Source organism: Lentilitoribacter sp. JB5-8, assembly GCF_055693385.1.
Map to the genome: position 1 here is coordinate 43,209 of NZ_CM146332.1, position 22,749 is coordinate 65,957.

Annotated in this window: 28 protein-coding genes and 1 tRNA gene; 15 read left to right on the forward strand and 14 right to left on the reverse strand. The window is 44.1% G+C overall.

The window, feature by feature from the left end; all coding sequences use genetic code 11:
* Position 1: 1 nt before the first annotated feature.
* Complete coding sequence (locus ACZ1GZ_RS00215) at positions 2 to 754, reverse strand: class I SAM-dependent methyltransferase (RefSeq protein ID WP_472666419.1); 753 nt, start codon at positions 752 to 754, stop codon at positions 2 to 4.
* Between the two features lie 81 nt (positions 755 to 835).
* Here ACZ1GZ_RS00215 and ACZ1GZ_RS00220 point away from each other — a divergent pair, with 81 nt between their 5' ends.
* On the forward strand, positions 836 to 1,282 hold the full coding sequence (locus tag ACZ1GZ_RS00220) for a cupin domain-containing protein (protein ID WP_472666420.1): 447 nt from the start codon (positions 836 to 838) through the stop codon (positions 1,280 to 1,282).
* A gap of 4 nt (positions 1,283 to 1,286) precedes the next feature.
* Here the strand turns inward: ACZ1GZ_RS00220 and ACZ1GZ_RS00225 are convergent, their stop codons facing one another.
* Positions 1,287 to 2,057, reverse strand: a complete 771-nt coding sequence (locus ACZ1GZ_RS00225) for a DUF3108 domain-containing protein (protein WP_472666421.1) — start codon at positions 2,055 to 2,057, stop codon at positions 1,287 to 1,289.
* A 249-nt stretch (positions 2,058 to 2,306) separates the two neighbouring features.
* Between ACZ1GZ_RS00225 and rpmB the strand changes: the two genes are divergently transcribed.
* Positions 2,307 to 2,597: a 50S ribosomal protein L28 gene (rpmB, locus tag ACZ1GZ_RS00230; RefSeq protein ID WP_472666422.1), complete on the forward strand. Its 291-nt coding sequence runs from the start codon at positions 2,307 to 2,309 to the stop codon at positions 2,595 to 2,597.
* An 85-nt stretch (positions 2,598 to 2,682) separates the two neighbouring features.
* Positions 2,683 to 3,318, forward strand: a complete 636-nt coding sequence (locus ACZ1GZ_RS00235) for a VUT family protein (protein WP_472666423.1) — start codon at positions 2,683 to 2,685, stop codon at positions 3,316 to 3,318.
* Between the two features lie 19 nt (positions 3,319 to 3,337).
* Here the strand turns inward: ACZ1GZ_RS00235 and ACZ1GZ_RS00240 are convergent, their stop codons facing one another.
* The 4 genes from ACZ1GZ_RS00240 to ACZ1GZ_RS00255 are packed head-to-tail and all read right to left on the reverse strand — an operon-like array spanning position 3,338 to position 7,910.
* Positions 3,338 to 4,333 carry an esterase-like activity of phytase family protein gene (locus ACZ1GZ_RS00240; RefSeq protein WP_472666424.1) on the reverse strand — a complete coding sequence of 332 codons (996 nt, stop codon included), beginning with the start codon at positions 4,331 to 4,333 and terminating at the stop codon, positions 3,338 to 3,340.
* Positions 4,334 to 6,238, reverse strand: a complete 1,905-nt coding sequence (cobT, locus tag ACZ1GZ_RS00245) for a cobaltochelatase subunit CobT (RefSeq protein ID WP_472666425.1) — start codon at positions 6,236 to 6,238, stop codon at positions 4,334 to 4,336.
* 13 nt (positions 6,239 to 6,251) lie between these two features.
* Complete coding sequence (gene cobS / locus ACZ1GZ_RS00250) at positions 6,252 to 7,247, reverse strand: cobaltochelatase subunit CobS (RefSeq protein ID WP_472666426.1); 996 nt, start codon at positions 7,245 to 7,247, stop codon at positions 6,252 to 6,254.
* A gap of 30 nt (positions 7,248 to 7,277) precedes the next feature.
* A complete protein-coding gene (locus tag ACZ1GZ_RS00255) occupies positions 7,278 to 7,910 on the reverse strand; it encodes a J domain-containing protein (protein WP_472666427.1) in 633 nt (210 codons plus the stop codon).
* Between the two features lie 169 nt (positions 7,911 to 8,079).
* Here ACZ1GZ_RS00255 and ACZ1GZ_RS00260 point away from each other — a divergent pair, with 169 nt between their 5' ends.
* On the forward strand, positions 8,080 to 8,361 hold the full coding sequence (locus ACZ1GZ_RS00260; RefSeq protein WP_472666428.1) for a BolA family protein: 282 nt from the start codon (positions 8,080 to 8,082) through the stop codon (positions 8,359 to 8,361).
* Between the two features lie 7 nt (positions 8,362 to 8,368).
* Here ACZ1GZ_RS00260 and ACZ1GZ_RS00265 read toward each other — a convergent pair whose 3' ends face one another.
* Genes ACZ1GZ_RS00265 through ACZ1GZ_RS00275 form a run of 3 tightly spaced genes read right to left on the reverse strand, consistent with a single transcriptional unit; the run spans position 8,369 to position 11,393 of the window.
* Positions 8,369 to 9,667: an HlyC/CorC family transporter gene (locus ACZ1GZ_RS00265; protein ID WP_472666429.1), complete on the reverse strand. Its 1,299-nt coding sequence runs from the start codon at positions 9,665 to 9,667 to the stop codon at positions 8,369 to 8,371.
* Positions 9,660 to 10,787: a 3-dehydroquinate synthase gene (aroB, locus tag ACZ1GZ_RS00270; protein WP_472666430.1), complete on the reverse strand. Its 1,128-nt coding sequence runs from the start codon at positions 10,785 to 10,787 to the stop codon at positions 9,660 to 9,662. Before aroB ends, ACZ1GZ_RS00265 begins: the two co-directional genes overlap by 8 nt.
* Positions 10,788 to 11,393, reverse strand: a complete 606-nt coding sequence (locus ACZ1GZ_RS00275) for a shikimate kinase (protein WP_472666431.1) — start codon at positions 11,391 to 11,393, stop codon at positions 10,788 to 10,790.
* A gap of 161 nt (positions 11,394 to 11,554) precedes the next feature.
* Here ACZ1GZ_RS00275 and ACZ1GZ_RS00280 point away from each other — a divergent pair, with 161 nt between their 5' ends.
* The 5 genes from ACZ1GZ_RS00280 to ACZ1GZ_RS00300 all read left to right on the forward strand — a co-directional run bounded on the left by ACZ1GZ_RS00280 (position 11,555) and on the right by ACZ1GZ_RS00300 (position 15,362).
* Entirely contained in the window at positions 11,555 to 11,701 is a 147-nt protein-coding gene (locus ACZ1GZ_RS00280; RefSeq protein WP_472666432.1) for a histidine kinase, read from the forward strand.
* Positions 11,701 to 12,663 (forward strand): site-specific tyrosine recombinase XerD, encoded by a 963-nt coding sequence (gene xerD, locus ACZ1GZ_RS00285; protein ID WP_472666433.1) that lies wholly within the window; start codon positions 11,701 to 11,703, stop codon positions 12,661 to 12,663. The genes ACZ1GZ_RS00280 and xerD overlap by 1 nt, the downstream gene beginning before the upstream one ends.
* A 101-nt stretch (positions 12,664 to 12,764) precedes the next feature.
* A complete protein-coding gene (locus ACZ1GZ_RS00290) occupies positions 12,765 to 13,721 on the forward strand; it encodes an acetyl-CoA carboxylase carboxyltransferase subunit alpha (protein ID WP_472666434.1) in 957 nt (318 codons plus the stop codon).
* Between the two features lie 162 nt (positions 13,722 to 13,883).
* Positions 13,884 to 15,107, forward strand: coding sequence for a L,D-transpeptidase family protein (locus ACZ1GZ_RS00295; protein WP_472666435.1), 1,224 nt, complete (start codon positions 13,884 to 13,886; stop codon positions 15,105 to 15,107).
* A 15-nt stretch (positions 15,108 to 15,122) separates the two neighbouring features.
* Entirely contained in the window at positions 15,123 to 15,362 is a 240-nt protein-coding gene (locus tag ACZ1GZ_RS00300) for a sulfurtransferase TusA family protein (RefSeq protein ID WP_472666436.1), read from the forward strand.
* A gap of 8 nt (positions 15,363 to 15,370) precedes the next feature.
* Here the strand turns inward: ACZ1GZ_RS00300 and gluQRS are convergent, their stop codons facing one another.
* Positions 15,371 to 16,255 carry a tRNA glutamyl-Q(34) synthetase GluQRS gene (gene gluQRS / locus ACZ1GZ_RS00305; protein WP_472666437.1) on the reverse strand — a complete coding sequence of 295 codons (885 nt, stop codon included), beginning with the start codon at positions 16,253 to 16,255 and terminating at the stop codon, positions 15,371 to 15,373.
* Between the two features lie 62 nt (positions 16,256 to 16,317).
* Here gluQRS and ACZ1GZ_RS00310 point away from each other — a divergent pair, with 62 nt between their 5' ends.
* Both ACZ1GZ_RS00310 and ACZ1GZ_RS00315 read left to right on the forward strand, forming a co-directional pair.
* Positions 16,318 to 16,962, forward strand: a complete 645-nt coding sequence (locus ACZ1GZ_RS00310) for a DNA-3-methyladenine glycosylase family protein (protein WP_472666438.1) — start codon at positions 16,318 to 16,320, stop codon at positions 16,960 to 16,962.
* Positions 16,963 to 17,079: 117 nt separating this feature from the next.
* Entirely contained in the window at positions 17,080 to 17,637 is a 558-nt protein-coding gene (locus ACZ1GZ_RS00315; protein WP_472666439.1) for an HNH endonuclease, read from the forward strand.
* A 12-nt stretch (positions 17,638 to 17,649) separates the two neighbouring features.
* Here the strand turns inward: ACZ1GZ_RS00315 and ACZ1GZ_RS00320 are convergent, their stop codons facing one another.
* Positions 17,650 to 18,186 (reverse strand): disulfide bond formation protein B, encoded by a 537-nt coding sequence (locus ACZ1GZ_RS00320; RefSeq protein ID WP_472666440.1) that lies wholly within the window; start codon positions 18,184 to 18,186, stop codon positions 17,650 to 17,652.
* Positions 18,187 to 18,194: 8 nt separating this feature from the next.
* Positions 18,195 to 18,776: a YqaA family protein gene (locus ACZ1GZ_RS00325; RefSeq protein WP_472666441.1), complete on the reverse strand. Its 582-nt coding sequence runs from the start codon at positions 18,774 to 18,776 to the stop codon at positions 18,195 to 18,197.
* Positions 18,777 to 18,919: 143 nt separating this feature from the next.
* Here ACZ1GZ_RS00325 and ACZ1GZ_RS00330 point away from each other — a divergent pair, with 143 nt between their 5' ends.
* From ACZ1GZ_RS00330 to ACZ1GZ_RS00345, 4 genes are all read left to right on the forward strand, one after another.
* Positions 18,920 to 19,219 carry a DUF5665 domain-containing protein gene (locus ACZ1GZ_RS00330; protein ID WP_472666442.1) on the forward strand — a complete coding sequence of 100 codons (300 nt, stop codon included), beginning with the start codon at positions 18,920 to 18,922 and terminating at the stop codon, positions 19,217 to 19,219.
* A gap of 85 nt (positions 19,220 to 19,304) precedes the next feature.
* Positions 19,305 to 19,389, forward strand: a tRNA-Leu gene (locus ACZ1GZ_RS00335).
* 123 nt (positions 19,390 to 19,512) lie between these two features.
* Positions 19,513 to 20,181, forward strand: coding sequence for an FkbM family methyltransferase (locus ACZ1GZ_RS00340; protein WP_472666443.1), 669 nt, complete (start codon positions 19,513 to 19,515; stop codon positions 20,179 to 20,181).
* A gap of 81 nt (positions 20,182 to 20,262) precedes the next feature.
* Positions 20,263 to 21,045, forward strand: a complete 783-nt coding sequence (locus tag ACZ1GZ_RS00345; protein ID WP_472666444.1) for a glycosyltransferase family 2 protein — start codon at positions 20,263 to 20,265, stop codon at positions 21,043 to 21,045.
* Between the two features lie 4 nt (positions 21,046 to 21,049).
* Here the strand turns inward: ACZ1GZ_RS00345 and ACZ1GZ_RS00350 are convergent, their stop codons facing one another.
* Both ACZ1GZ_RS00350 and mmsB read right to left on the reverse strand, forming a co-directional pair.
* Positions 21,050 to 21,820, reverse strand: a complete 771-nt coding sequence (locus tag ACZ1GZ_RS00350) for an enoyl-CoA hydratase (RefSeq protein WP_472666445.1) — start codon at positions 21,818 to 21,820, stop codon at positions 21,050 to 21,052.
* Positions 21,821 to 21,842: 22 nt separating this feature from the next.
* Complete coding sequence (gene mmsB / locus ACZ1GZ_RS00355; RefSeq protein ID WP_472666446.1) at positions 21,843 to 22,724, reverse strand: 3-hydroxyisobutyrate dehydrogenase; 882 nt, start codon at positions 22,722 to 22,724, stop codon at positions 21,843 to 21,845.
* Positions 22,725 to 22,749 lie beyond the last annotated feature (25 nt).

Consider the following 22,749-nt stretch of genomic DNA (forward strand, 5'->3'; position numbering starts at 1 on the left):
ATCACGTCCCCTCGTCCTGATCCCGTCCAAGCGTCGAAGGCTGCGGTGACAGGACAGGAACAAATACTCGGCGCGAATTTCGAACTGCCACCGGAATACCCTGATAAAGTTTTTTCTGTGCCTCAACAATCAAAACACCTGAGAATAAAGGCCAAAATCGCCGACCCATCCGTTCCCAAAAAGGCGACGATTGCAAAATCGCACTTCGTTCAGATGGCGGGAAAAATAATGCTTCGCTTTGGCTAATTGGTGTAAAATTGGTCGCGCGCAACAACGATGATAATTGTCCCTTAGAGTAAGGCTGCCCTGCGCCAAATGGCGTATGTTCGAACCTAGACCACAATCCACGGCGATGCGGTACAACAATCATAATCCGACCATTGGGCGATAAGACCCGCCATAATTCTTTTAGAGTCTCTTCCGGATTTTCTGTAAACTCAAGCGAATGCACCATTAAAACGCGGTCAATTGAACCATCTGACAATGGCAATTCTTCATCGAAAACCAACGATACTGCGCAAGGTTCATGACGCGGCCAAGCGATGGCGCCCTGTCGCGCGGGCATAAATGCTATTGTTTGATCAGCTTCGGCTCGAAAACGATCGAGATATGGCAAAGTGTAGCCGAACCCCATGAGACGTTCTTTCCCGGTGGTCTTCCACAATGAAGATAAGCCCATTGCGATTTTATTTCTCGCACGGCGCCCCAAACGTGAATTGTAAAACTCGCGAAAATCAACGATATCTGTGTTCATATGTAAGATGTAAGGTGATCTTTGCCTAACTGCAAGGCCCAGCGACACAGCTTGCAGCGTGATGGAATATAGGAGATTAAATTGGCCGCGTTCTATGATTTAACAGCACCTGAGATTATCGAAATTTTGAATATGCAACCGCACCCTGAGGGTGGGTATTATCATCAAACATTTCGCGATGAGCAAGGTGGGCCTCGCGGTGCTTCAACGGCTATTTATTATCTGCTGGAACGCGGACAAAGATCCCATTGGCACAAAGTCACCGACGCATCAGAGGTATGGCTGTGGCACGCAGGTGATGCGCTAGAATTAAACATCTCAGACGATGGTCGTGCAACACAACAACATATTTTGGGTATGGATCTAAAGTCAGGTCAAAGACCGCAATGTATTGTAAAAGCGAATGCCTGGCAAAGCGCTGCGCCGATTGGTGATTGGACACTTGTCAGCTGTACGGTGGCACCAGGGTTTGAATTTACGTCGTTTGAAATGGCGCCACCGGACTGGAAACCTTCAGGCGCCATATAACTTATTAAAGCTGCGATGCTCTGACGTATACGGTACCAATTTTTGTCGGAATTTTCGCAAGAACCGGCACATAGGCTTTCAGTGTATCGCTTTCCCCGAACCAGACTTCCATTGCATCTGAATTTTGTAAAAACTTCACCGAACGATGGTTAGAGCGATAACCGCCTTTTGGAGAAAATTTGACCTTACAAGCTACCACTTTACCCTGGAAGCCTTCGGTTTTAAAACGTCGATGCCCTTTGTGAGATAGCTTTAAATCTATCAACGTCTCACCATCAAATATGGACACAGTTCTAGAACAGACCGGGGATTTTAACGGAAAAATCAAGCTCGAAATTGGATCAACCACTGAGGCAAGATCTCGCTTTTTCACACCCACCCAGTCCGAAGGCAATGGCTTACGCGGTGGAACCATTTTAGTTTTGACCACTTTTCCATTCTGATCATACTGAACATTAAAAGCCCTGGATTTTTTCCCTGTTGTATAGTTGATCTTATATGATTTTGCTTGAAGACGGTTCGGACTAATCTTACCAACAACTCTTGTGTTGCCTCGCGTTTTACCAACGATGTCCGCAAGTGCTGAGGATTTAATTTTTCCAACGATTGTATAGTTGTCGCCTTTGATTGCCGTTGTAAAATTGATTTGAGCAATCGGCAAGCCATGAACTCTCACCTTGTATTCAGAAGTGGCTTTGCGTGTTTGTGCACTCGCAACCCCACCAGTTAAAGCCAACGCAAATGCCATTGCAGCAACATTAAAAATCTTTAGCATGTCTATTCGACCCGTATTAAAACCTGATATTTTTTCCATCCAAAACAGATGCTCTATAGCTTCTTAAGTGTAATTATGGTTTTATTATGCCAGAATATGATTTTAAGTCGCAAGATAGTTATCAAAACGCTTGACGTTTTAAACGTTTCTGACTATGAAACCGCAACTTTCCAATCGATCGTTACGAGTTGACGCGCTGGACGCGCTCATTTTGCTTGTTGGACGATCCGAGTAAAATAGGTGAATAAAATGTCTCGTACATGTGAACTAACAGCTAAAGGTGTTTTGTCTGGCAACAATGTGAGCCACGCGAAAAACCGCACAAGACGCAAGTTTTTGCCAAACCTTTGTAATGTGACTTTGATGTCAGAAGCTCTAAACCAGCGCTTCCGCATGCGCATTTCAGCAAACGCATTGCGTTCTGTTGAGCATCGTGGTGGTTTGGATGCATTTCTTGTGAAAGCTCGCGACGCTGAATTGTCAACACGCGCACGTTTGATCAAAAAACAAATCACTAAAAAATTGGCAGAAGCTGCTTAATAATTTTTTAGATTGATAATCTCGCTGGGCAAGTCTGATTAGGCTTGCCTTTATTTCAACTGGTGGCATCACCCAGGATAAAAAAATGCTCAATGTAAAATCTATATTCCCTTTCGTATGTTTAATGGCGCTCATTGTTGTTGCGTCAAACTATCTTGTGCAATTTCCCGTCAATATGATGATCGGCGATTATAATCTCGCAGATCTACTGACTTGGGGTGCATTTACATATCCTATCGCTTTCTTAATCACAGATATGACAAACCGTAAATTCGGTGCAAAAAATGCTCGTATCGTGGTCTTGGTTGGATTTTTGATCGCTGTTGGCCTGTCCATCTGGGCGGCAACACCACGCATTGCTATTGCGTCTGGTTCCGCTTTCTTGGTCGCGCAACTGCTTGATGTCAGCATATTTAATTCTATGCGCAACTCATCATGGTGGCGTGCACCATTAATCTCATCCATCATTGGCTCTGTTGTTGATACGGTATTATTCTTCTCAATTGCCTTTGCAGGGACGTTCGGCTTCTTAGGTTTCGAAGACGGGTTTGCAATGGAAGTTGCTCCGCTGCTTGGACTATTTGCTGCAGAAGCACCGCGCTGGGTGTCATGGGCATTGGGTGATCTTGGTGTGAAACTAATCGTTGGTTTTGCAATGCTGGTGCCATACGGCGTAGCTTTGCCATATCTAACGGGCAAATCCCAAGCGCAAACAGCCTAATTTACACAGGCAGCTTAATTTAATTTTCGATAAGCCTAAACTCGAGCAGCAAATTACGCTGTAAAAATGAGTGATTATCATCAGAAACTAAGGTCACATTTATGTGGCCTTTTTCATCTTCTGTGATGCTCATGCCTTCCATATTATCAATCTGGTATCCAGCACCTGCCTCAAGCAGAATCTCTCCATCTAAAACGGCACCTTTTTTAATGTCAGCACCTGAGATTCGGCGGATACGCATACCAACACCGGTCGCGATATTAAATCGTCTTTCTAATAAAAGAAGGTCACCATTTGGCAGAAAATCTGCATCCGTGATGTTAAACGGCGGATCACGCTTTACAGTGAACACCCCGGTTTGCGAACCATCCACAATCGCCGCAAACAGATTTTCATCCTCATCCACACTGCGCTCGGACAATGCCACCATAGCGCCCTTAAGCGCACTGTCAGAAGGAGAAACTGCCAAAGCTTCCAAACCCCCATTGCGTCTGAATTCATAGGCAGGAATTTGCACTGGAACATTCACCTCAACAGGTGAATTTAAAACTTTATCAAGCGGGTATCCATCAATACGCGCGTCCCGTTCGAAGCTAACAAATGCACGATCATTTTTAATCGCCAGGCCTTCAGCATCAAACTTCCATTTATCTCGAGAAGCATTGCCATTTTGATCAAGTATAGATGCGATCTGAAAAGATGAGATTCCCTGGGGTGAACCGTTGCTGTCTCGGTCAAGCTTTCCTTTAAACCAAAACCCCGTGTCAGCGACGGCTAAAAAATCACTTCGATTATTTAAAAATCGAAAACCTGAAATTGCACCCACCAAATCATTTTCTGATTCAAATTCAAGACCACCCACAAACTTAAATTTGCCAAAAGTCGTCTCTTCAGATCCAATTTTAAAATATGAAATTTGGCGTGCATTGATATTTGCGTTGGTTGTTTGCGCAATTGAAGCCGTCGACAAGCCCAAAGATAACAAAAGGGACGCAATTACCGAGCGATGGGTCATCTAGCTTGCCCTCCGCGCTCCGCGTTTATCTTTCGAGCTCTCTTCACCAAAGAGTTCGGCGAGCTGGTCAGTCATAGCACCTGCAAGCTCTTCAGCATCAACAATCGTTACCGCACGACGGTAATAGCGGGTCACATCGTGACCAATACCAATTGCGAGCAATTCGACTGGTGACTTGGTTTCAATCTCTTCGATCACACCACGCAAATGACGCTCAAGATAATTACCATTATTGACCGATAATGTGGAATCATCCACCGGCGCACCATCTGAAATTACCATCATAATCCGGCGATGCTCAGTCCGCATCAAAAGACGATTATGTGCCCAGATGAGCGCCTCACCGTCGATGTTTTCTTTCAGCAAGCCTTCGCGCATCATTAAACCAAGATTACGTCTGGCACGACGCCAAGGCGCATCACCTGATTTATAAATGATATGACGTAGATCGTTTAATCGACCCGGTGCAGGTGACTTACCATCTCCCAACCATTTCTCGCGTGATTGCCCACCCTTCCAAGCTTTTGTTGTAAAGCCAAGGATTTCAACCTTCACACCGGAACGTTCAAGCGTACGCGCCAAAATATCAGCGCATGTGGCCGCAACGGTAATTGGGCGTCCGCGCATTGAACCGGAATTATCGATCAGCAATGTCACAACGGTATCACGGAAGTTCGTATCACGTTCCCGCTTGAAAGATAGAGATTGCGTTGGATCGATGATAATTCTTGGCAAACGCGCAGTATCCAAATGACCTTCTTCAAGATCAAAATCCCAAGAGCGGTTTTGCTGCGCCATCAAACGTCGCTGTAATCTGTTGGCAAGGCGCGATACTGCACCCGATAAATGCGCCAATTGCTTATCAAGAAACCCGCGAAGTCGATCTAACTCTTCTTCATCGCAAAGTTCTTCCGCGGTAATAACTTCGTCAAACTCTTGGGTGAAGACTTTATAGTCGAGCTTCTCATTCAGTTCGTCAAACTGACTATCAGGACGTTTTGTTTCACCCGGGGTTTCCGCTTCTTCATCACCATCATCGGTGAAATCATCATCGGATAATTCGGCGCCATCTTGCTCGCCTTCTTCCATCTGATCATCAGCGGTATCATTTTCTTCAGCAGGCGCAGTATCAGATCCAGCTTCTTCATCAAGCTCTTCAGTATTTTGCTCTTCAGAACGTGGCTGCTCTTCTTCAGATGAATTATTATCCTGCTCTTCAGGAGGCTCTTCATCACCTTGATATTCTTCTGCAACATCAAGTGACACCAGCATATCCCGCACAGAATGCGCAAACTCTGCCTGATGCTCGATATTGTCCATCAAATTATCAAGATCGCCACCGGCTTTTTCTTCAATCCAATGGCGCCATAAATCAACAACACGACCGGTCGATTTTGGTGGTTTCGCACCAGTAAGACGTTCACGCACAATCAGCGAAATTGCCTCTTCAAGCGGCGCATCTTCACGCGTTTGAATGGATGAGTAATTCTTCTGATCATACTTGTTTTCAAGCATAGCCTTGAGATTTTCAGCAACGCCAGACATTGTTAGCGAACCAATCGCTTCAACACGTGCATGCTCCACCGCATCAAATATCGCCCGGGCATCAGCCCCCTCTGGCATCATCTTGCGGTGAACCATTTCATTGTGGCGCGCTTTTTTAAGCGCAATGGAGTCACCGATACCGCGAACAATTTGGAGATCTTTGAGCGTTGGCCGTTTTGGTAATTCTGGTAAGCGCACGCGGTCCTCTGAAATCCCCGGAGGATCCTTTGAGAACACAACTTCGAGATCTTTCTCACCAGAAATAGCGCGCACGCATCCTGCAATAGAACGCTTAATCGGTTCAGCGTCTATTTGACCTGGAGGATTTTTTCTCCTGTTATCGCCGCGTCCAGCTGCCATTGATTGACGTCCGTTAGCTAGCTGCACTCAACACAAGATTTGCAGAGCTTTCCTTGAGTTCTTCATTAAATGCGCGCTGATAATGCTCAGCAACCAAAGCACGCTCGAGCTCATCACATTTGTTCATAAATGTAAGTCGGAATGCCGTTGCAATATCACCAAAGATCGCTGCGTTTTCAGCCCAAGTAATAACCGTACGTGGGCTCATCACAGTTGAGAGATCACCAGCAATAAATGATGCACGCGTCATATCTGCCAAACGAACCATGCGAGATACTTTGTCTTTACCTTCTTCGCCAGTAAAGCTTTTCACTTTCGCTAGAATAATATCAACTTCATTATCATGTGGTAGATAGTTCAAAGTTGTCACAATTGACCAACGGTCCATTTGCGCTTGGTTGATCTGCTGCGTACCATGGTAAAGACCTGTCGTATCGCCAAGACCAACTGTGTTGGCTGTTGCAAATAAACGGAATGATGGGTGCGGGTGAATAACACGGCTTTGATCAAGCAATGTCAAACGACCAGATGTTTCCAAAATACGCTGAATAACGAACATCACATCAGGGCGACCCGCGTCGTATTCATCAAATACCAACGCCACATTGTTCTGATATGCCCATGGCAAAATACCATCCTTAAACTCGGTAACCTGCATACCATCTTTCACGATGATCGCATCTTTACCGATTAAATCAATACGGCTCACATGGCTATCAAGGTTGATACGTACGCAAGGCCAGTTCAACCGCGCTGCAACTTGCTCAATATGTGTTGATTTACCAGTTCCGTGATAACCGCTGACCATCACACGACGATTAAATGCAAATCCTGCCAAAATGGCCATGGTTGTATCTTTATCAAAAAGATAATCAGGATCAATTTCAGGAACCTGTTCTGCACGTGTCGAATAAGCGGGCACTTTCATGTCGCTATCAATACCAAACAAGTCTCGAACTGAAACTTCAATGTCAGGCGTGTTGGATGCTTGAGTGCTTGTATTTGTCATCTTGTCTCCGGAAAATCTCTCTGGCGCGGCTTAGCAAAATCCTGCGGATTTGAGCATTTGATAGGCTTGAATTACGTCTCTAAAACGCTCTTCAGAACCGCGATCACCGCCATTGGCATCTGGGTGATGCTTTTTGACGAGTTCTTTGTATTTTGATTTGATATCATCAGATGTTGCATCTGCTTTCAGGCCCAACGTCTCAAATGCCTTCGCTTCTAGTGATTTCAGCTTACGCAAACGTGGCTCAGGCGTTTTACTTGCAGCTTCTTCAAAGAAGCCGAATGTGTCGTTCATGCGCGCACGCGCACCGGCACTGCCTGATGGTCCTGGATCATTAAGCGGCGAATGCTTGACCTTCTTGTTAACACCCATACCCCATGTTGGACGATGACCGGTCAATGCCTCTTTTTGATAGCGCGCAACTTCGCTATCTGAAAGGCCGTCAAAATAGTTGTAACCCTTGTTGTATTGGCGCACATGTGTGGCGCAGAATTTGAAATATTTACCTTCCGCATTGCGACCGACAGGGGCTTTGTGCTCACCCTTTTTATCGCAACCATCCCACTGGCATAAAGATTCTTCCTGCGCAGCTTTCGCAGAACCTTTCTTCGTGCCTTTCGGCTTAGTCCTAATGGAATCGAAATATTTGGAATCAAGTTTCATATTTTAAATACAACAGCGTTCTAGAAATAAATATTTAGCTCTTGATAGATGAATCATCTATCAGTCGAATATATAACAGTCCTGAGTAACCCGAATAGCTGCAAATTTCCATAGACCAATTGCATTTTTTCGAGAGTAAGGGCGTAAACAGATTAATAAGGAATCCGCCATGTCGTTGCAAGACACAATCGAAACTAAACTGCGTTCGAATTTCAACATTGTTGAAATGAATGTCATAAACGAAAGTCATTTGCATGCAGGCCATCAACCCAGTTTTGACGGCACCGGTGAAACACATTTTAGAATACAACTTGTGGCCAATGAATTTGACGGCCAATCACGGGTACAACGCCACCGCTTGATTAACGAGCTTTTGAAGCCAGAACTTGACGCTGGATTGCACGCTTTAGCGCTAGAACTTAATGCACCAGGTGAAAATAAACGCTGGTGATAATCGCCTATACAATCGTTTGAGAAGCAGGACGCAAACTTAACTTAGTGATCCGATTTTTTGAGCGTTTCAGCACAATGAAGCGCATTCCATGGAAGGTAAACGCTTGTTTTTCCTCAGGAATAATCTGGCTTTCATGAATAACCAGACCCGCAACCGTTGTTGCATCTTCATCAGGCAATGTCCAATCAAACGCACGATTTAGATCTCGCACTGGCACCGAACCATCGACAATAACAGAACCATCAGCTTGCTGGCTTACACCTTGCACATCCAGATCGTGTTCATCGGCAATCTCACCAACGATCTCCTCTAAAATATCTTCAAGCGTGACGAGCCCTTCAAACTCCCCATACTCATCAATAACAATGGCAACATGTGCTTTTCGGCGCAAAAAGGCATTCAGCTGGTCCTTAAGATTTGTCGCATCTGGTACAAACCAAGGTTTCTGCGCAATTTTCATAATATCAATATTGCTGACTTTATTGTCTGCAGCGGCAAGTGCACGCAATAAATCCTTGGCATGTATAACACCAATAATGTTGTTCGGCTCACCTCGCCAAAGAGGAACACGCGTATATGGGCTTTCCAAAATGGTCTTCACATTATGCGCTGTTGTATCATCCGCGTTGAGCATTTGAACTGACGTTCTATGCACCATAACATCAGACACTTCCAAGTCGCCTAAATCAAGCACACCACCTAATCGATCCCTATCAGCTTTAACAACAGATCCCTCCCGATGAAGCAAATCCACGGCACCGCGAATTTCTTCCTGCGGTGATAACATAGAAGCGTCAGAAGCAAGACTAACGCCAAATAAGCCCAAAATACCGCGCACAAGCGCATTGATTAACGTTGATAAAGGTCCGACAATTAAAACGAATGGTCGTATGATTGGCGCTACAAACATTGCAAATTTATCAGGTGTTGAGATCGCCCAACTTTTTGGCAGCACTTCTGCAAATACCACGAGCGCAGCCGTCATAATCAACGTTGCAAAGACAACACCAGATTCGCCAAAAATCGACAAAAGCATACTTGTAGCTAGAGATGAGGCTAAAATATTGACCAGATTGTTACCAATCAGCAACGCGCCAATTAGTCGGTCACGCCGCTCAATCAGCTTATTGACAATACCGGCTTTCTGCTCTCCATTATTTTCAAATGAATGCATACGTGCTCGCGAGACAGCGGTAAGAGCTGTTTCAGAGCCCGAGAAAAACCCAGACAAACAAATAAGAAATATAATTGTTGCAAGTATCACCCAGTTCTCGATGATAAATTGCAAAAAAGCATCAAGCATTTCGCGTCTCTTCGATAAAGCGCCAAACTTCATTCTCTGGCACATTGTTGGCAACAAAGGATTGGCCAATCCCTTTTGTCAGAATAAAAGTCAATTCGCCACGCGAAACTTTCTTATCCTGAGCTATATGTTCCATCAGTATATCGGTTGAAGGAAGCTCCCCGTCAATATCATTCATTGAAATTGGTAAACCGACTTCCTTTAGGTGTTTTTCAACACGCGCACCATCATCCGGGCTGCAAAGGTTCATCCGGGCAGAAAACTTATGAGCCATCACCATACCAATTGAAACGCCTTCACCATGCACCAATCGCTTGCTATCGTAATTTGTCGCAGCCTCTAAAGCATGACCAAAAGTATGCCCCAAATTTAACAAAGCACGGGTACCATGCTCAAATTCATCAGCGGCAACCACTTCAGCCTTCGCTCGACAACTTGTGGCAATCGCTTCGATGCGCTCAGGTCCGCCATCAAAAATACCTTGCCAATTTTTCTCTAACCACTCAAAAAAATCAGGGCGATCAATCAAACCATATTTAGCAACTTCTGCGTAACCAGCGCGCATCTCGCGTGGTGATAAAGTGTCCAACGTATCTGTATCAACCAACACCAATTGCGGCTGATGGAAAACACCAACAAGGTTTTTGCCAGCTGAGGTGTTAATCCCTGTCTTACCACCAACGGAGGAATCTACCTGTGCCAACAGACTTGTTGGAACTTGAATAAATTTCATACCGCGACGTACGATCCCAGCTGCAAAACCTGTTAGATCGCCGATAACACCCCCACCCAGCGCAATCACCGCATCACCGCGTTCCAGCTTACATTTGAGGATATGATCACACGCAGTTTCCATATTTTCATAGTTCTTTGTTTTTTCACCTGGCTTTAAAACCAACGGATCAATTTCAATGCCAACGCTTTTCAAGCTCTCGGTTAGAAGCACCAGATAATTTTCAGCAACCGTTTCATCTGTAATCACTGTTGCTTTGGCATTTGGCAGACGCTTGGCAATTTCAGCGCCTGCATCTTTCATCAAACCACGGCCAATCAAAATGTCATATGAACGATCCTGCAAAGAAACCGAGACACATTCTGCATTGATATTTTGATCAGACATTTACAAAGTAACCTTTTGTTTTGCTGCGATAATATTACCGCTTTTCTCAATCACTCTTGCAGCATCATAAGCTACATTTTGTTTCGGCGCATTGCGAGATTTTACCGAAACATCCGCGAGAGCGTAAATTGGATATCGTTCATCCATCAAATCCCGCAAAATCTTCTGCGGATTTGGCTGCTGTAATAAGGGTCGGGTCGATCGTTTAGATACGCGCGACCACAAGACGTCATAATCCGCATTGAGCCAAAGCGATAATGCGCTTTGCAAAATGTTCTCCCGCGTTTCATCATTCATAAAAGCACCGCCACCGGTCGAAACGATCTGTGGACCATCTTGCAAAACTCGCTTTACAACACGAGACTCCAGCGCCCTAAACTCAGGCTCACCATACTGTGCAAAAATTTCAGTAATCGGCATTTGGGCAGCAGCAACGATTTCGTCATCGGTATCGACAAAGGGAAGCCCGGTATATTGCGCCAATAATTTCCCGATAACGGATTTTCCCGCTCCCATAAGTCCAACAAGCACAAGATTTCGATCGCCAAGCGCAAAACGCGCGGCGTCACCTGCCTCTTTCAACTTGCTTTCAGAAACTGCTGCCAATTTTAATGCTCCAATTTTCCCCTCTCCTATCATGCACCAAGCGATGCAGGTCAAGGGTGAAGACCAGCATTTTAACCAAGTGCGAGCAAATTCAGACCTTGCGGATTGCGAATAAGTTCCATAAAAACAGTTACGTTCTCACAATTCAGGATTATCTTAGCTTGCCGTCACTTTTCAGATTGCTATTCGTCATCGCAGTTATCGTGGGAATTTGCTATGGTACAATGTACGCATTGGTGGAATTTGTTGAACCAAAAGACCGCGAAGTGACAATCCGAGTTCCCAGCGAAAAGCTGTATAAAGACTAATGAAACGAGATCTAAGCGCTGCACATCTTGAAGCTTTTTTGGAAATGATGATTGCTGAGCGCGGTGCGGCAGACAACACAATTGAATCTTATCAACGGGACTTAACCGAAGTTTCAAACTTCCTGTCTTCTAAAAACACCACCTTAACACATGCATCATCTGATGACATTAAAGCCTATCTTAAACAAATGGCCGACCAAGGATATGCAGCAACATCGCAATCGCGTCATCTTTCCTCAATCAAGCAGTTTTACCGTTTCATGCATGATGAAGGCATCCTAAACGACGACCCAACAGGCATAATCGATGCGCCGAAATTGGGTCTAAAACTTCCCAAGACTCTTTCAGAGGATGAAGTAGGCCAATTGTTAGATCTTGCTGAAGCGGCTACAAAATTTGCAAAGAATAATAGAGACCTTATTAGCAAAACCAGATTTCGAGCCTTGCTCGAACTGCTCTATGCAACAGGCATGCGCGTAAGCGAACTCGTCGCCCTCCCCGTTGGTGTTTTAAAACGCAACGAGCCATTTTTGATCATCAAAGGCAAGGGAAATAAAGAACGCTTGGTGCCGATTTCAGACGCAGCAAAATCAGCCCTATCAGAATATGTATCTGCCGTTGAAGCTTATAACACGCAACAAAAAAATCCGATTGAATCGCCTTATCTTTTTCCGGCGAATTCAAAATCTGGCTATCTAGCGCGACAAGTTTTCGCTCGTGAGTTAAAATCCATGGCGGCTCAGGCTCAAATCGATACTGAGAAAGTATCTCCCCATGTGTTGCGACATGCATTTGCATCACACTTATTGTCAAATGGCGCAGATCTTCGAGCAGTACAGGAACTGTTGGGCCACTCGGATATCTCAACTACCCAAATTTACACACATGTGTTGGATGAGAGGCTGAAAAAGCTCGTCAATGAGCATCATCCCCTTGCCAAAGTGCACAAAAAGTTTGATTAGAACTAAAAATCATGTGAGAAGCAGCTTCTCCTTGATTATGCCTTGTTTGGGCTTACATAGAGACTTGAATTTTTAACAACTGTGCTTGGCGTTGATCTAATATGCATCATTATCTTGATTTCGAAAAACCAATCTCTGATCTTGAAGGTCAAATTCGTGAATTAAAAACCCTCTCCGGTTCAGAAGAAGGTGTTGATACAGCTGACGAGATCGAGCGATTAGAAATCCGCGCCAGTGAAGCTATGGGTGAGATTTACGCTAAGCTTAATCCATGGCAAAAAACACAAGTAGCTCGTCACCCTGCACGACCACACTTTGTTGATTATGCATCAAAGCTGTTTACAGAATTCACCCCGCTTGCTGGTGATCGTAAATTCTCAAATGATGAAGCGATCCAATCAGGGCTTGCACGTTTTGAAGGCCAAGCGGTCGCTGTTATCGGTCATGAAAAAGGTAATGACACGCAATCGCGCATTAAGCACAATTTCGGCAGTGCGCGCCCGGAAGGATATCGCAAAGCTATTCGCGTGATGGAAATGGCAGATCGATTTGATTTACCTGTAATCACATTGGTGGATACGGCCGGCGCTTATCCTGGTGTTGGTGCGGAAGAACGCGGTCAAGCTGAAGCGATCGCTCGATCAACTGAAATGTGCCTCAAGCTGAATGTGCCAATTGTATCAGTTGTGATTGGTGAAGGCGGTTCTGGTGGTGCCATCGCAATTGCAGTTGGCAACAAGGTTTATATGCTCGAGCACTCTATCTACAGTGTGATTTCACCCGAAGGTGCAGCATCTATTTTGTGGCGTGACGCAGCGCGCGCAAAAGACGCTGCAACAAACATGAAAATCACCGCACAAGATTTAAAAGAACTTGGCATCGTCGATGGCATTATTTCAGAACCAATGGGTGGTGCACATCGCGAACCAGCAACCGTGATTGACGGTGTTCGTGGTGTAATCAAATCCTCTTTGGCTGAACTATCCGGTAAGTCACGCGAGGAGCTTAAACTCCAGCGTCGCGAAAAGTTTTTGTCAATTGGCCGTAATTTAGGCTAATTTTTACGCCAATTCGCGTATCTGCTGTGTTTTCGTGCCTAAAAATGCTGATCACAATCTGTTTATCTGCATTTTTAAATCGTACATGGTAAGGTTTTAAAAACCATAATAATGGTATGAGTAATCAACTCGATAACTTTAAATTGTGTGACGCGGACAAGAATGGCAGTTTCTAACGTTAAATGGGTCGTATTAGCGGCAAGCTTAGCTCTTGCAGGGTGCAATGACACTCTAACCTCTGTCACCAACAAGGCAGAGCACCCGCTACCTGATAAACTCGTTAAAAAGATGAAGGCGCAGGGCATGACCACGCGCTCGCCAATTTTGATGCGCATCTTTAAAGAAGAAAACACGCTTGAGATTTGGAAACAAAAGCCCAATGGTCGTTATGAGATCGTCACCAATTATGGCATCTGCAAATGGTCAGGTCAGCTAGGACCGAAATATAAAGAAGGTGATCGTCAGGCACCAGAAGGATATTACAGTATCCGCAAACACCAGATGAACCCGAACTCAAGCTATTATCTGTCATTTAACATGGGATTTCCCAACAGGTTTGATCGCGCGCATGGACGCACAGGATCTAACTTGATGGTACATGGCGCATGTTCCTCTGCCGGTTGTTACTCGATGACCGATGAGCAGGTTTTAGAAATATTTGGCTTTGCACGTGATGCCTTTAAGGGAGGTCAAGAAGCCTTCCAAGTGCAAGCATTTCCATTTCGCCTAACACCAGAAAACATGGCACGATATAAAGATCATGCAAGCTTTGATTTTTGGAACCAGATCAAAGAGGGTTATGATCATTTTGAAATCACCAAGCGGCCACCAAAAGTCGACGTTTGCGAAAAACGCTATGTGTTTAACCAAACAGCCACAGATGGTGGTCAATTCCGCGCAACAGCTGCGTGTCCAGAAATGTCACAACCCGCGTCGTTACAGCTGGCCTATGCAGCCTATCAAAAAGATTATCAGGAAAAATTTGATGCAGCCGTTGCAAAGCTAGAACGCGAAACAGCACGTGAAAAAGAGCAAGAAGTTGCGAAAATTGCGGCGGAAGCGCGTGCCCAGGAACGCGCTATCTTAGCCGAACAACGTTCTGAGAATGTCAAACAAACATTAGCACCAGTTGCCTCGCTATTCTCTCGCCAGAGAAATGCAAATACACAAAATAGCAATGCGCTGTCAGCCAATCTTTACAAGACAAATACGCAAACCACAGAGACTGTCCAAACATCAGTTCCCACGCCATCAACACAAGTTGTAGCAGTTGCCGAACCCACTGTTCCAGTTCCAACTCTTGCGACGGATGAGGCAAATACAAGCGCAGAAAACAGCACAACTCCAAGATGGAAATTTTGGAAGCGAAATTCCAGCGACAATTAATAAACTGAACAAAGCATGCAAGAACTTGATCTTAAGGGGTTAAAATGCCCACTTCCTGTGCTGCGTTTAAGGCGTTACTTGCGTGATCATGTAAAAATTGATGATCAGGTTAAGGTCTATACCACAGACCCAATGTCAGAGATTGATATCCCTCATTATTGCAATGAATTTGACCAAAAACTGATTTTGCTCGATACTACTGAAAACGGCCATGTTTTCATCGTTGAAAAGAAAAGCGAAGTCATCACACCTTAATATCGTGGCTAAAATCCAAGCTGATTTTTAACGTCAGCAAGCGTTTGATTTTGTTTGTTGCGAAGAGCCCTTATGGATGTATCCTGATTGCTCTTGGATAATTTCCGGCCATCCTCATCCAAAATGAGTTTGTGATGAATATATCCAGGCTCCGGCAAACCAAACAGCTTTTGAAGTAACCGATGCACTGAGGTTGCATGATATAAATCCATTCCCCTCACAATGAGATCAATGCCCTGAACTGCATCATCAAGTACAACAGACAGATGATAGCTTGTGGGTATATCTTTACGCGCCATAATCACATCACCCCACGCACAAGGATCCGCAATCATATCCCTTTTATTCAAATCTAGATCATATTCGTTCCAAGTCAGATTTTCATCGACATAAGTAACAACCTTTTGCATATCCAATCGCCAGGTGAATGGCTCGCCATCCATAGCGCGCTGATCTGATAATTGCTGAGATTGTTGCCTGCACATTTGCGGGTAAAGCGGCGCGCCATCTGGATCGCTTGGCCAATCATGCGCGTTATTTTGATTATATTCTGCTACGTAGTTTTTGATGTCTTTACGAGATAAAAACGCACGATAGACAAGCTCTTCTTTGACCAGCCAATCAAGTTTGGCCTTATAATGCTCAAACCGTTTTGATTGAAACATCACTGGTTTTGGCCAATTTAACCCAAGCCAATCTAAGTCCTCATAAATCGCATCAATGAATTCTCCTCGCGCTCGGGTCTGATCTATATCTTCGATCCGCAAAAGAAATTCAGCATCAAAATCAGAGCAAATCTTTTGATTAAGCAAAGCAGAATAAGCATGTCCCAGATGAAGATATCCATTTGGACTAGGAGCAAAACGTAATCTTTTAAAACTTGCATGAGCCATATAATCTCTATGCCACGAGATTCTCTCTCCGTCACCTCTCAATAAATGGGTAAGTTTCTAAAATGATCGAGCGGATAAAAAACGAATCAGATATCGAAATTGCCCTTGGAAAACTGGCTGAGCTCGACCCAGCGCTGATACCAATCATCAATTCGGTTGATCACGTGCCATTGAGACTATCAAAAGATGGCGTCGAAGGTCTTGCAAAAATCGTGACATCGCAATTGATTTCGCGAGCTGCAGCAGATGCAATTTGGGTGCGCATTGAAACCGAACTCGGCGATGTGAATGAGACAGCGATCTTATCTCATAGTGAAGATGAACTTATGGCGCTAGGCCTTTCACGCGCAAAGGCTAAAACCTTTCACACGATTGCTCGCGCATCGGATGATCTTGAAATAAACTTTGCGCAATTTAATCAAATCCCAGCTGATAAGACATTGAAAGAATTGATGTCTTTGAAAGGGATTGGTCGCTGGAGCGCTGAAGTCTATCTGATGTTTTGTTGCGGACATTATGATTTTTTCCCAGCTGGTGACATTGCCTTGCGAAGTGCAGTGGGAGATATTTTTTATAAAGGCATGAGACCAGAAGAGAAAGAACTTCGCGAATTTGCCAAGCGATGGTCACCCTATCAAAGTGTGGCAGCACGACTGCTATGGAGCTATTACGCAAAGGCCAAAAAAAGAGAAATATCGCCTTTATAATTTGACGAAAAAGTCATGTTTGATTTTAGCATGGGAAAATAATTTATTACACTTCACAAGATCGTCACATATTGCATAGTATAAACCCCAATATGTTGTGTAGTTTAGGAGATGAGTGTGACGATTGCCGTTTCGCCTCAATCCCTGCCGGCACTGGTGCTGAATGCGGATTACAGGCCTCTGAGTTACTACCCCCTGTCATTATGGTCATGGCAGGATGCGGTAAAAGCCGTGTTTCTAGATCGCGTTACCATTATTGCTGAATATGAACACGCGGTTTCCTCGCCAAGTTTTTCTATGAAAGTACCAAGTGTGGTCTGCTTGAAAAACTATATCAAGCCGCCAGAATATCCTGCTTTCACCCGCTTTAACGTATTTCTTCGCGACAAATTTGAATGCCAGTATTGTCATTCAAAAGATGAGCTTACATTTGATCACGTGATCCCGCGCAGATGCGGTGGGCAAACGGAATGGGAAAATATTGTTGCGGCCTGTTCACCCTGTAATTTGAAAAAAGGTGGCAAGTTACCAAGGGATGCTAAAATGCACCCGCGCCAGGCACCCTATCGACCAACCATGCATGATCTTCATAAAAATGGGCGGCTCTTTCCACCCAACTATCTTCATGAAAGCTGGATGGACTTTTTATATTGGGATTCTGAACTACAGCCTTAACGCTTCGTAGAATTAAACCGTTCTGAACGCTAATCTAAGTGTGAAAAACGCTAAAATTGCGCTGGCAACAACGTTCCAACCGGCAAATGACAAACCTAAGAAACGACCTGCTGCCTGATCGCAAGAAGGCGGGCGTTTCGCGTTTAGATCACCTAACAAATTAGATGCATCGCCCGACAAACCATCCGCAACCGTTGTGCAAGATTCAGGACCAGGCCACCAACCCCATTCCACACCAGAATGAAAAGCACCGAGATAAACGCCAAAGACCATTAACAGCCCGGCAACCAAAATGAGACCACGCGTTATCAGAGCAGGTGTTGAAAAAAGCGCTGTGACACCTGCAAGCAATGTAATAGGGATGCCAACATAATAGGGCATGCGTTGTTCAAGGCATAAAGCGCAGGGAATAAAACCGCCAATATGCTCAAATGCAAGCGCGCTGCCAACAACCAATGTCATCAAAATAGCGGCATAAAATGTCACCCTGCGATGATCTGCCAAAATGGGAGTTGTTAAAGCCCCAATGAGCGATGAATTCTCAGACATAATGCCCCCTAAAACATAAATTTAACCGCGTAAAACCCGCCGAACAATAATATCAGGAATAAGGCAAAAAGGAGACCAAGATATTTTTCAATAAACAGACGGATCGGTTCACCAAATTTTCTTAAAAGAAATGCTACGAGAAAGAAACGAGCAGATCGACCAATGATGCTGACAATCGTAAAGGTTAGTAAATTCAAACCTGTAGCACCGGAGAAAATCGTCAAAACTTTATAAGGGAACGGTGTAACGGCTGCAAATAAAACACCCCAACCGCCATATATATTATACCACTCAGACACTTTATCAAAACTATCTGCCTTACCATAAAGCTCTAAAATATATTTCCCGATTGTCTCATATAAAAACATACCTATCGCATAGCCCAAAAACGCTCCCAAAATTGAGAATAAAGTGCAGATAAAGGCAATGCGCACCCACTTGTCTGGCCGGGCAACCACCATCGGAATTAAAATCACATCCGGTGGTATGGGAAAGATGGAGCTTTCAAGAAAAGAAACACCGGCTAGGCCTTTTTCAGCGTGCTTTGTGCCTGCAAGAGACATGGTCCAATCATAAAGTCGACGTAACATATTTGTTCCGATCAAATCCTATTGAGATAGATAATTCACCCAATCAAATGGGCCCGTTAATCTACTCAATATGAGATTAACTTTGATAATTTCTTACAAATTACCTATATCCCTGCAATAAAGAGTTCAATGGGTTTTAAAACATGCCGACCAAAATGCCGCAGCAAGCGCACATGTCCAATGAAGAATTGCATAACGAAATTACTGCGTTAAATCGTGAACTAAGCAAACTTAATCAGCATCGATATATTAAAATGCACAATTCGATACCAAGAATGCTTGGCTTTCAATTCATTCGCGGATTAGCATTTGGACTTGGATCCGTTTTGGGGGCAACGGTTCTAGTATCTGTTTTGGTATATTTTCTTGCGCAGATCGATTTTATCCCAATTATTGGTGAATGGGCGCAAGAAATTCTGCTTGCGATCAAGCCACAAGGCTAAGTGAATAACGAAGATGAAAATTTAGCGCATTTTTCATCTATTTCCTATTGCGTATCTGAAATCCATATAGTACATCGCACCTAGGGCCTCCCTGGCGGAACTGGTAGACGCGTTGGATTCAAAATCCAATTCCTCACGGAGTGCCGGTTCGATTCCGGCGGGAGGTACCAAATTCTCATCTCAGTGCATTTTCGAATATATCTGTATCAATAAAGCATGCGCGGCAAAACTTGTGGCAATCGGGTTTGTGTTGTGTTTAATTGCGAAATATTCTTACCAACTGGGATGATTTTATGATCAGTCGATGGCTAAAAGCTCTAGGACCAAACGGCGGCATTCGTATCCGCTTCAGCCAACATGGCGAAGACGCAATCCTACATAAAATTATCGACAAGAAAGATGGATTTTACATCGATGCGGGCGCTTACCATCCTTTCAGGCAATCCAATACTGCAAGGCTTTGGTGCACTGGTTGGAACGGAGTTAACATTGATGCAAACCCAAACAGCATAAAAATATTCAACAAAGTTCGACGCAATGACACAAACATTTGGGGCGCAATCGTTTCTCACGAAGAAGCAGAGAAAGGCGCTAAAGTCGAATTATCATTTTCCAATAAAATTGATCTTAAAGGTTCTATATCTAAAGAGCTGATTGCAGAGCGCAACCTTGCATCAAAAATGAAAGTGCCAACGGTTTCACTTCAAAATATCGTCAACGAATATGCAACCGCTCATAAAGGCGATTTTGACTTTTTAAATGTTGATGTCGAAGGAATGGATTATGCAGCGGTATCAAGCATCGCAAAATGGGAAAAACTTCCATCTGTTATCGCAATCGAAACTTACGGACATGGTGTAAGACAGATTTTAGAAAATGATACAACGGCCTTGCTTGAAGGTGTTGGGTATAAATTTATCTATCAAATTGGGATGACGTCAGTATATTCCAGACTTAAATGATGTCGCGCTGTCCCTTGGCAGAACAGTAAGCAACCTATCTTGAATTTTAAAAATATAAAATTCCGCAACTCGAGCAGCATGATGATAGCGCAAAACAAGACAAACCCTTCAGCCGTTGCCGTTATCTTGACTTATAACGAAGAACAAATCATTGCAAAAACGATAGCTAATGCGCGCTTGTATTTCGATAGTGTTTATATTCTAGATTCAATCAGCAACGACAAAACCAAAGACAAGGCATTAAATGCTGGTGCTCATGTTTTAGAAAACAAGTTTGATAATTTTGCTACGCAACGCAATTTTGCAATCGCTTCTCTGCAAGAGAAATTTGATTGGATTTTTTTCCTCGATGCTGACGAAAGTATCGATGAGAAACTTGGGGAGAGCCTCCAACAAGCGATTTCTCAAAACCCCTTCGAACCGATCGCTTTTCGAATGAAGCGACGTAATTATTTCTTAGGAAAAAAGATTAACTACGCCTTTGGCTCAGATCGACAATTCAGGCTTTTTGGAAAGTTTTCTGAATTACGTTATGCTGGCGAAGTGCATGAAGGTGTTGATCTGACAAATACGAATACCCAACAGCTAGAGGGCTGCATTATTCACCAAGATAAGACAACTATTTCTGAATTAACGTCAAAATTAAACCGCTACACAACGCTGGAAATCAAGCGCCGAAAAACACAATCATTAATGCGCACAGTGTTTCAATTGGCAACAGTCCCTGTTCTAACATTTTTGAAAACACTCATCTGGCGACGTGGGTTTCTTGATGGCTATCGTGGATTTATCATCGCCTGCTACTCAGGCATGTATAAATTTGTGATGATCAGCAAACAGATTGAAAAACACCTTCAAAAATAGTTTCCTATTTGTGTTTGAACTCTGCTTTGCGCTTTTCAGTGAACGCAGTCATACCCTCTTTTTGATCTTCCGTTGCAAATAACGGATAGAACACACGTTGTTCGTAATGCAGACCTTCGGCAAGCGTCGTTTCAAATGCACGATTGACGGACTCCTTCGCTGCATAAATTGATGGACGAGAGAAATTTGAAATCTGTTTGGCTGTCTTAAGCGTTTCATCAATCAATTCATCAACCGGAATAATTCGCGCAACAAGTCCAGAGCGTTCGGCTTCTTCAGCACCCATCATCCGGCCGGTTAAAACCATGTCCATTGCTTTTGATTTTCCAATTGCACGGGTCATACGTTGTGATCCACCCATACCAGGGATAACACCAAGCTTGATTTCTGGCTGACCAAATTGTGCAGTATCAGATGCAAAAATCATGTCGCACATCATAGCCACTTCACAACCACCACCAAGCGCATAACCAGATACAGCGGCAATGATCGGGATCCGGCATTCATTTAAAGACTTTAGAACGCCAAAGTGATCGCGCATTAACATATCGATATACGAATTATCCGCCATCTCTTTAATATCAGCACCAGCAGCAAAAGCCTTTTCTGAACCTGTTAAAACGATGCAGCCAATATCAGGATCATCTTTCAATTGAGATAAATGACTATCAAGCGTTGATAACAGCTCGGCATTAAGTGCATTCAGCGCTTTGGGTCTATTAAGCGTTAAAACTGCAACGCGATCATGTTTTTCCAAAAGAACTGTATCACTCATATCTATCTCCAAAAATGTAGACTTATTTCATCTCGTCTAGAATGTTGATCATGGCAGAAAAATCCAAATCACCATGACCATTTTCGACCATTGCCTTATAGAGCGCTGCGGCATGTGCGCCAAGTGGCGTTTTCGCATTTGCATCACTTGCAGCTTCCATCGCAAGATTAAGGTCCTTATTCATCAGGCTCGCGGCAAATCCTGGCTGATAATTATTATCCGATGGACTTTTTGGCCCGACATTCGGAACGGGGCAATATGTGTTCACGGACCAACATGACCCGGAAGATGTTGAGACAACATCAAAGAGTTTATCCTGATCAAGACCAAGCTTCTCAGCCATTGCAAATGCTTCACATGTACCAATCATCGAGATCGCGAGAAGCATATTGTTACAAATCTTCGCCGATTGTCCCGCACCACCGTCACCACAGTGAACAGCCTTTTGCCCCATAATATCTAAAACGTTTGAACCATCTGCAAATGCTTGTTCAGAACCACCAACCATGAAAGTCAACGTTCCAGCACTTGCACCACCAACACCACCTGACACCGGTGCATCCAAACAAAGCTTACCAGCATTAGACGCCATTTCATGCACAGTCTTCGCTGAAGCAACATCAATCGTCGAACAATCAATGAGCAAGCTTCCCTCCGGCATGGATGGTAAAAGCTGAGATGCAACAGTCTTGGAAATTTCACCATTTGGCAACATGGTAATGACGATGTCCGCACCTTCGGAAACGTTTTCCAATTTATCAGAACTATTCATGCCTTCTGATTGTGCTGCTTGTCGCGCTGCTTCACTGACATCAAACCCAGTGACATCATGACCAGCATTTTTCAAGTTGATTGCCATAGGAAATCCCATATTTCCCAAGCCGACAAATCCAATTTTTGCCATAACTTCCTCCAAATTTATGAGCGGT

What these genes read in the sequence shown, in the direction of transcription:
- ACZ1GZ_RS00215 (WP_472666419.1), bottom strand. Translation starts at nt 754, where the DNA reads ATGAACACAGATATCGTTGATTTTCGCGAGTTTTACAATTCACGTTTG.
- ACZ1GZ_RS00225 (WP_472666421.1), bottom strand. Translation starts at nt 2,057, where the DNA reads ATGCTAAAGATTTTTAATGTTGCTGCAATGGCATTTGCGTTGGCTTTA.
- rpmB (WP_472666422.1), top strand. Translation starts at nt 2,307, where the DNA reads ATGTCTCGTACATGTGAACTAACAGCTAAAGGTGTTTTGTCTGGCAAC.
- ACZ1GZ_RS00235 (WP_472666423.1), top strand. Translation starts at nt 2,683, where the DNA reads ATGCTCAATGTAAAATCTATATTCCCTTTCGTATGTTTAATGGCGCTC.
- ACZ1GZ_RS00240 (WP_472666424.1), bottom strand. Translation starts at nt 4,333, where the DNA reads ATGACCCATCGCTCGGTAATTGCGTCCCTTTTGTTATCTTTGGGCTTG.
- cobT (WP_472666425.1), bottom strand. Translation starts at nt 6,238, where the DNA reads ATGGCAGCTGGACGCGGCGATAACAGGAGAAAAAATCCTCCAGGTCAA.
- cobS (WP_472666426.1), bottom strand. Translation starts at nt 7,247, where the DNA reads ATGACAAATACAAGCACTCAAGCATCCAACACGCCTGACATTGAAGTT.
- ACZ1GZ_RS00255 (WP_472666427.1), bottom strand. Translation starts at nt 7,910, where the DNA reads ATGAAACTTGATTCCAAATATTTCGATTCCATTAGGACTAAGCCGAAA.
- ACZ1GZ_RS00260 (WP_472666428.1), top strand. Translation starts at nt 8,080, where the DNA reads ATGTCGTTGCAAGACACAATCGAAACTAAACTGCGTTCGAATTTCAAC.
- ACZ1GZ_RS00265 (WP_472666429.1), bottom strand. Translation starts at nt 9,667, where the DNA reads ATGCTTGATGCTTTTTTGCAATTTATCATCGAGAACTGGGTGATACTT.
- aroB (WP_472666430.1), bottom strand. Translation starts at nt 10,787, where the DNA reads ATGTCTGATCAAAATATCAATGCAGAATGTGTCTCGGTTTCTTTGCAG.
- xerD (WP_472666433.1), top strand. Translation starts at nt 11,701, where the DNA reads ATGAAACGAGATCTAAGCGCTGCACATCTTGAAGCTTTTTTGGAAATG.
- ACZ1GZ_RS00290 (WP_472666434.1), top strand. Translation starts at nt 12,765, where the DNA reads ATGCATCATTATCTTGATTTCGAAAAACCAATCTCTGATCTTGAAGGT.
- ACZ1GZ_RS00295 (WP_472666435.1), top strand. Translation starts at nt 13,884, where the DNA reads ATGGCAGTTTCTAACGTTAAATGGGTCGTATTAGCGGCAAGCTTAGCT.
- ACZ1GZ_RS00300 (WP_472666436.1), top strand. Translation starts at nt 15,123, where the DNA reads ATGCAAGAACTTGATCTTAAGGGGTTAAAATGCCCACTTCCTGTGCTG.
- gluQRS (WP_472666437.1), bottom strand. Translation starts at nt 16,255, where the DNA reads ATGGCTCATGCAAGTTTTAAAAGATTACGTTTTGCTCCTAGTCCAAAT.
- ACZ1GZ_RS00310 (WP_472666438.1), top strand. Translation starts at nt 16,318, where the DNA reads ATGATCGAGCGGATAAAAAACGAATCAGATATCGAAATTGCCCTTGGA.
- ACZ1GZ_RS00320 (WP_472666440.1), bottom strand. Translation starts at nt 18,186, where the DNA reads ATGTCTGAGAATTCATCGCTCATTGGGGCTTTAACAACTCCCATTTTG.
- ACZ1GZ_RS00325 (WP_472666441.1), bottom strand. Translation starts at nt 18,776, where the DNA reads ATGTTACGTCGACTTTATGATTGGACCATGTCTCTTGCAGGCACAAAG.
- ACZ1GZ_RS00330 (WP_472666442.1), top strand. Translation starts at nt 18,920, where the DNA reads ATGCCGACCAAAATGCCGCAGCAAGCGCACATGTCCAATGAAGAATTG.
- ACZ1GZ_RS00340 (WP_472666443.1), top strand. Translation starts at nt 19,513, where the DNA reads ATGATCAGTCGATGGCTAAAAGCTCTAGGACCAAACGGCGGCATTCGT.
- ACZ1GZ_RS00345 (WP_472666444.1), top strand. Translation starts at nt 20,263, where the DNA reads ATGATAGCGCAAAACAAGACAAACCCTTCAGCCGTTGCCGTTATCTTG.
- ACZ1GZ_RS00350 (WP_472666445.1), bottom strand. Translation starts at nt 21,820, where the DNA reads ATGAGTGATACAGTTCTTTTGGAAAAACATGATCGCGTTGCAGTTTTA.
- mmsB (WP_472666446.1), bottom strand. Translation starts at nt 22,724, where the DNA reads ATGGCAAAAATTGGATTTGTCGGCTTGGGAAATATGGGATTTCCTATG.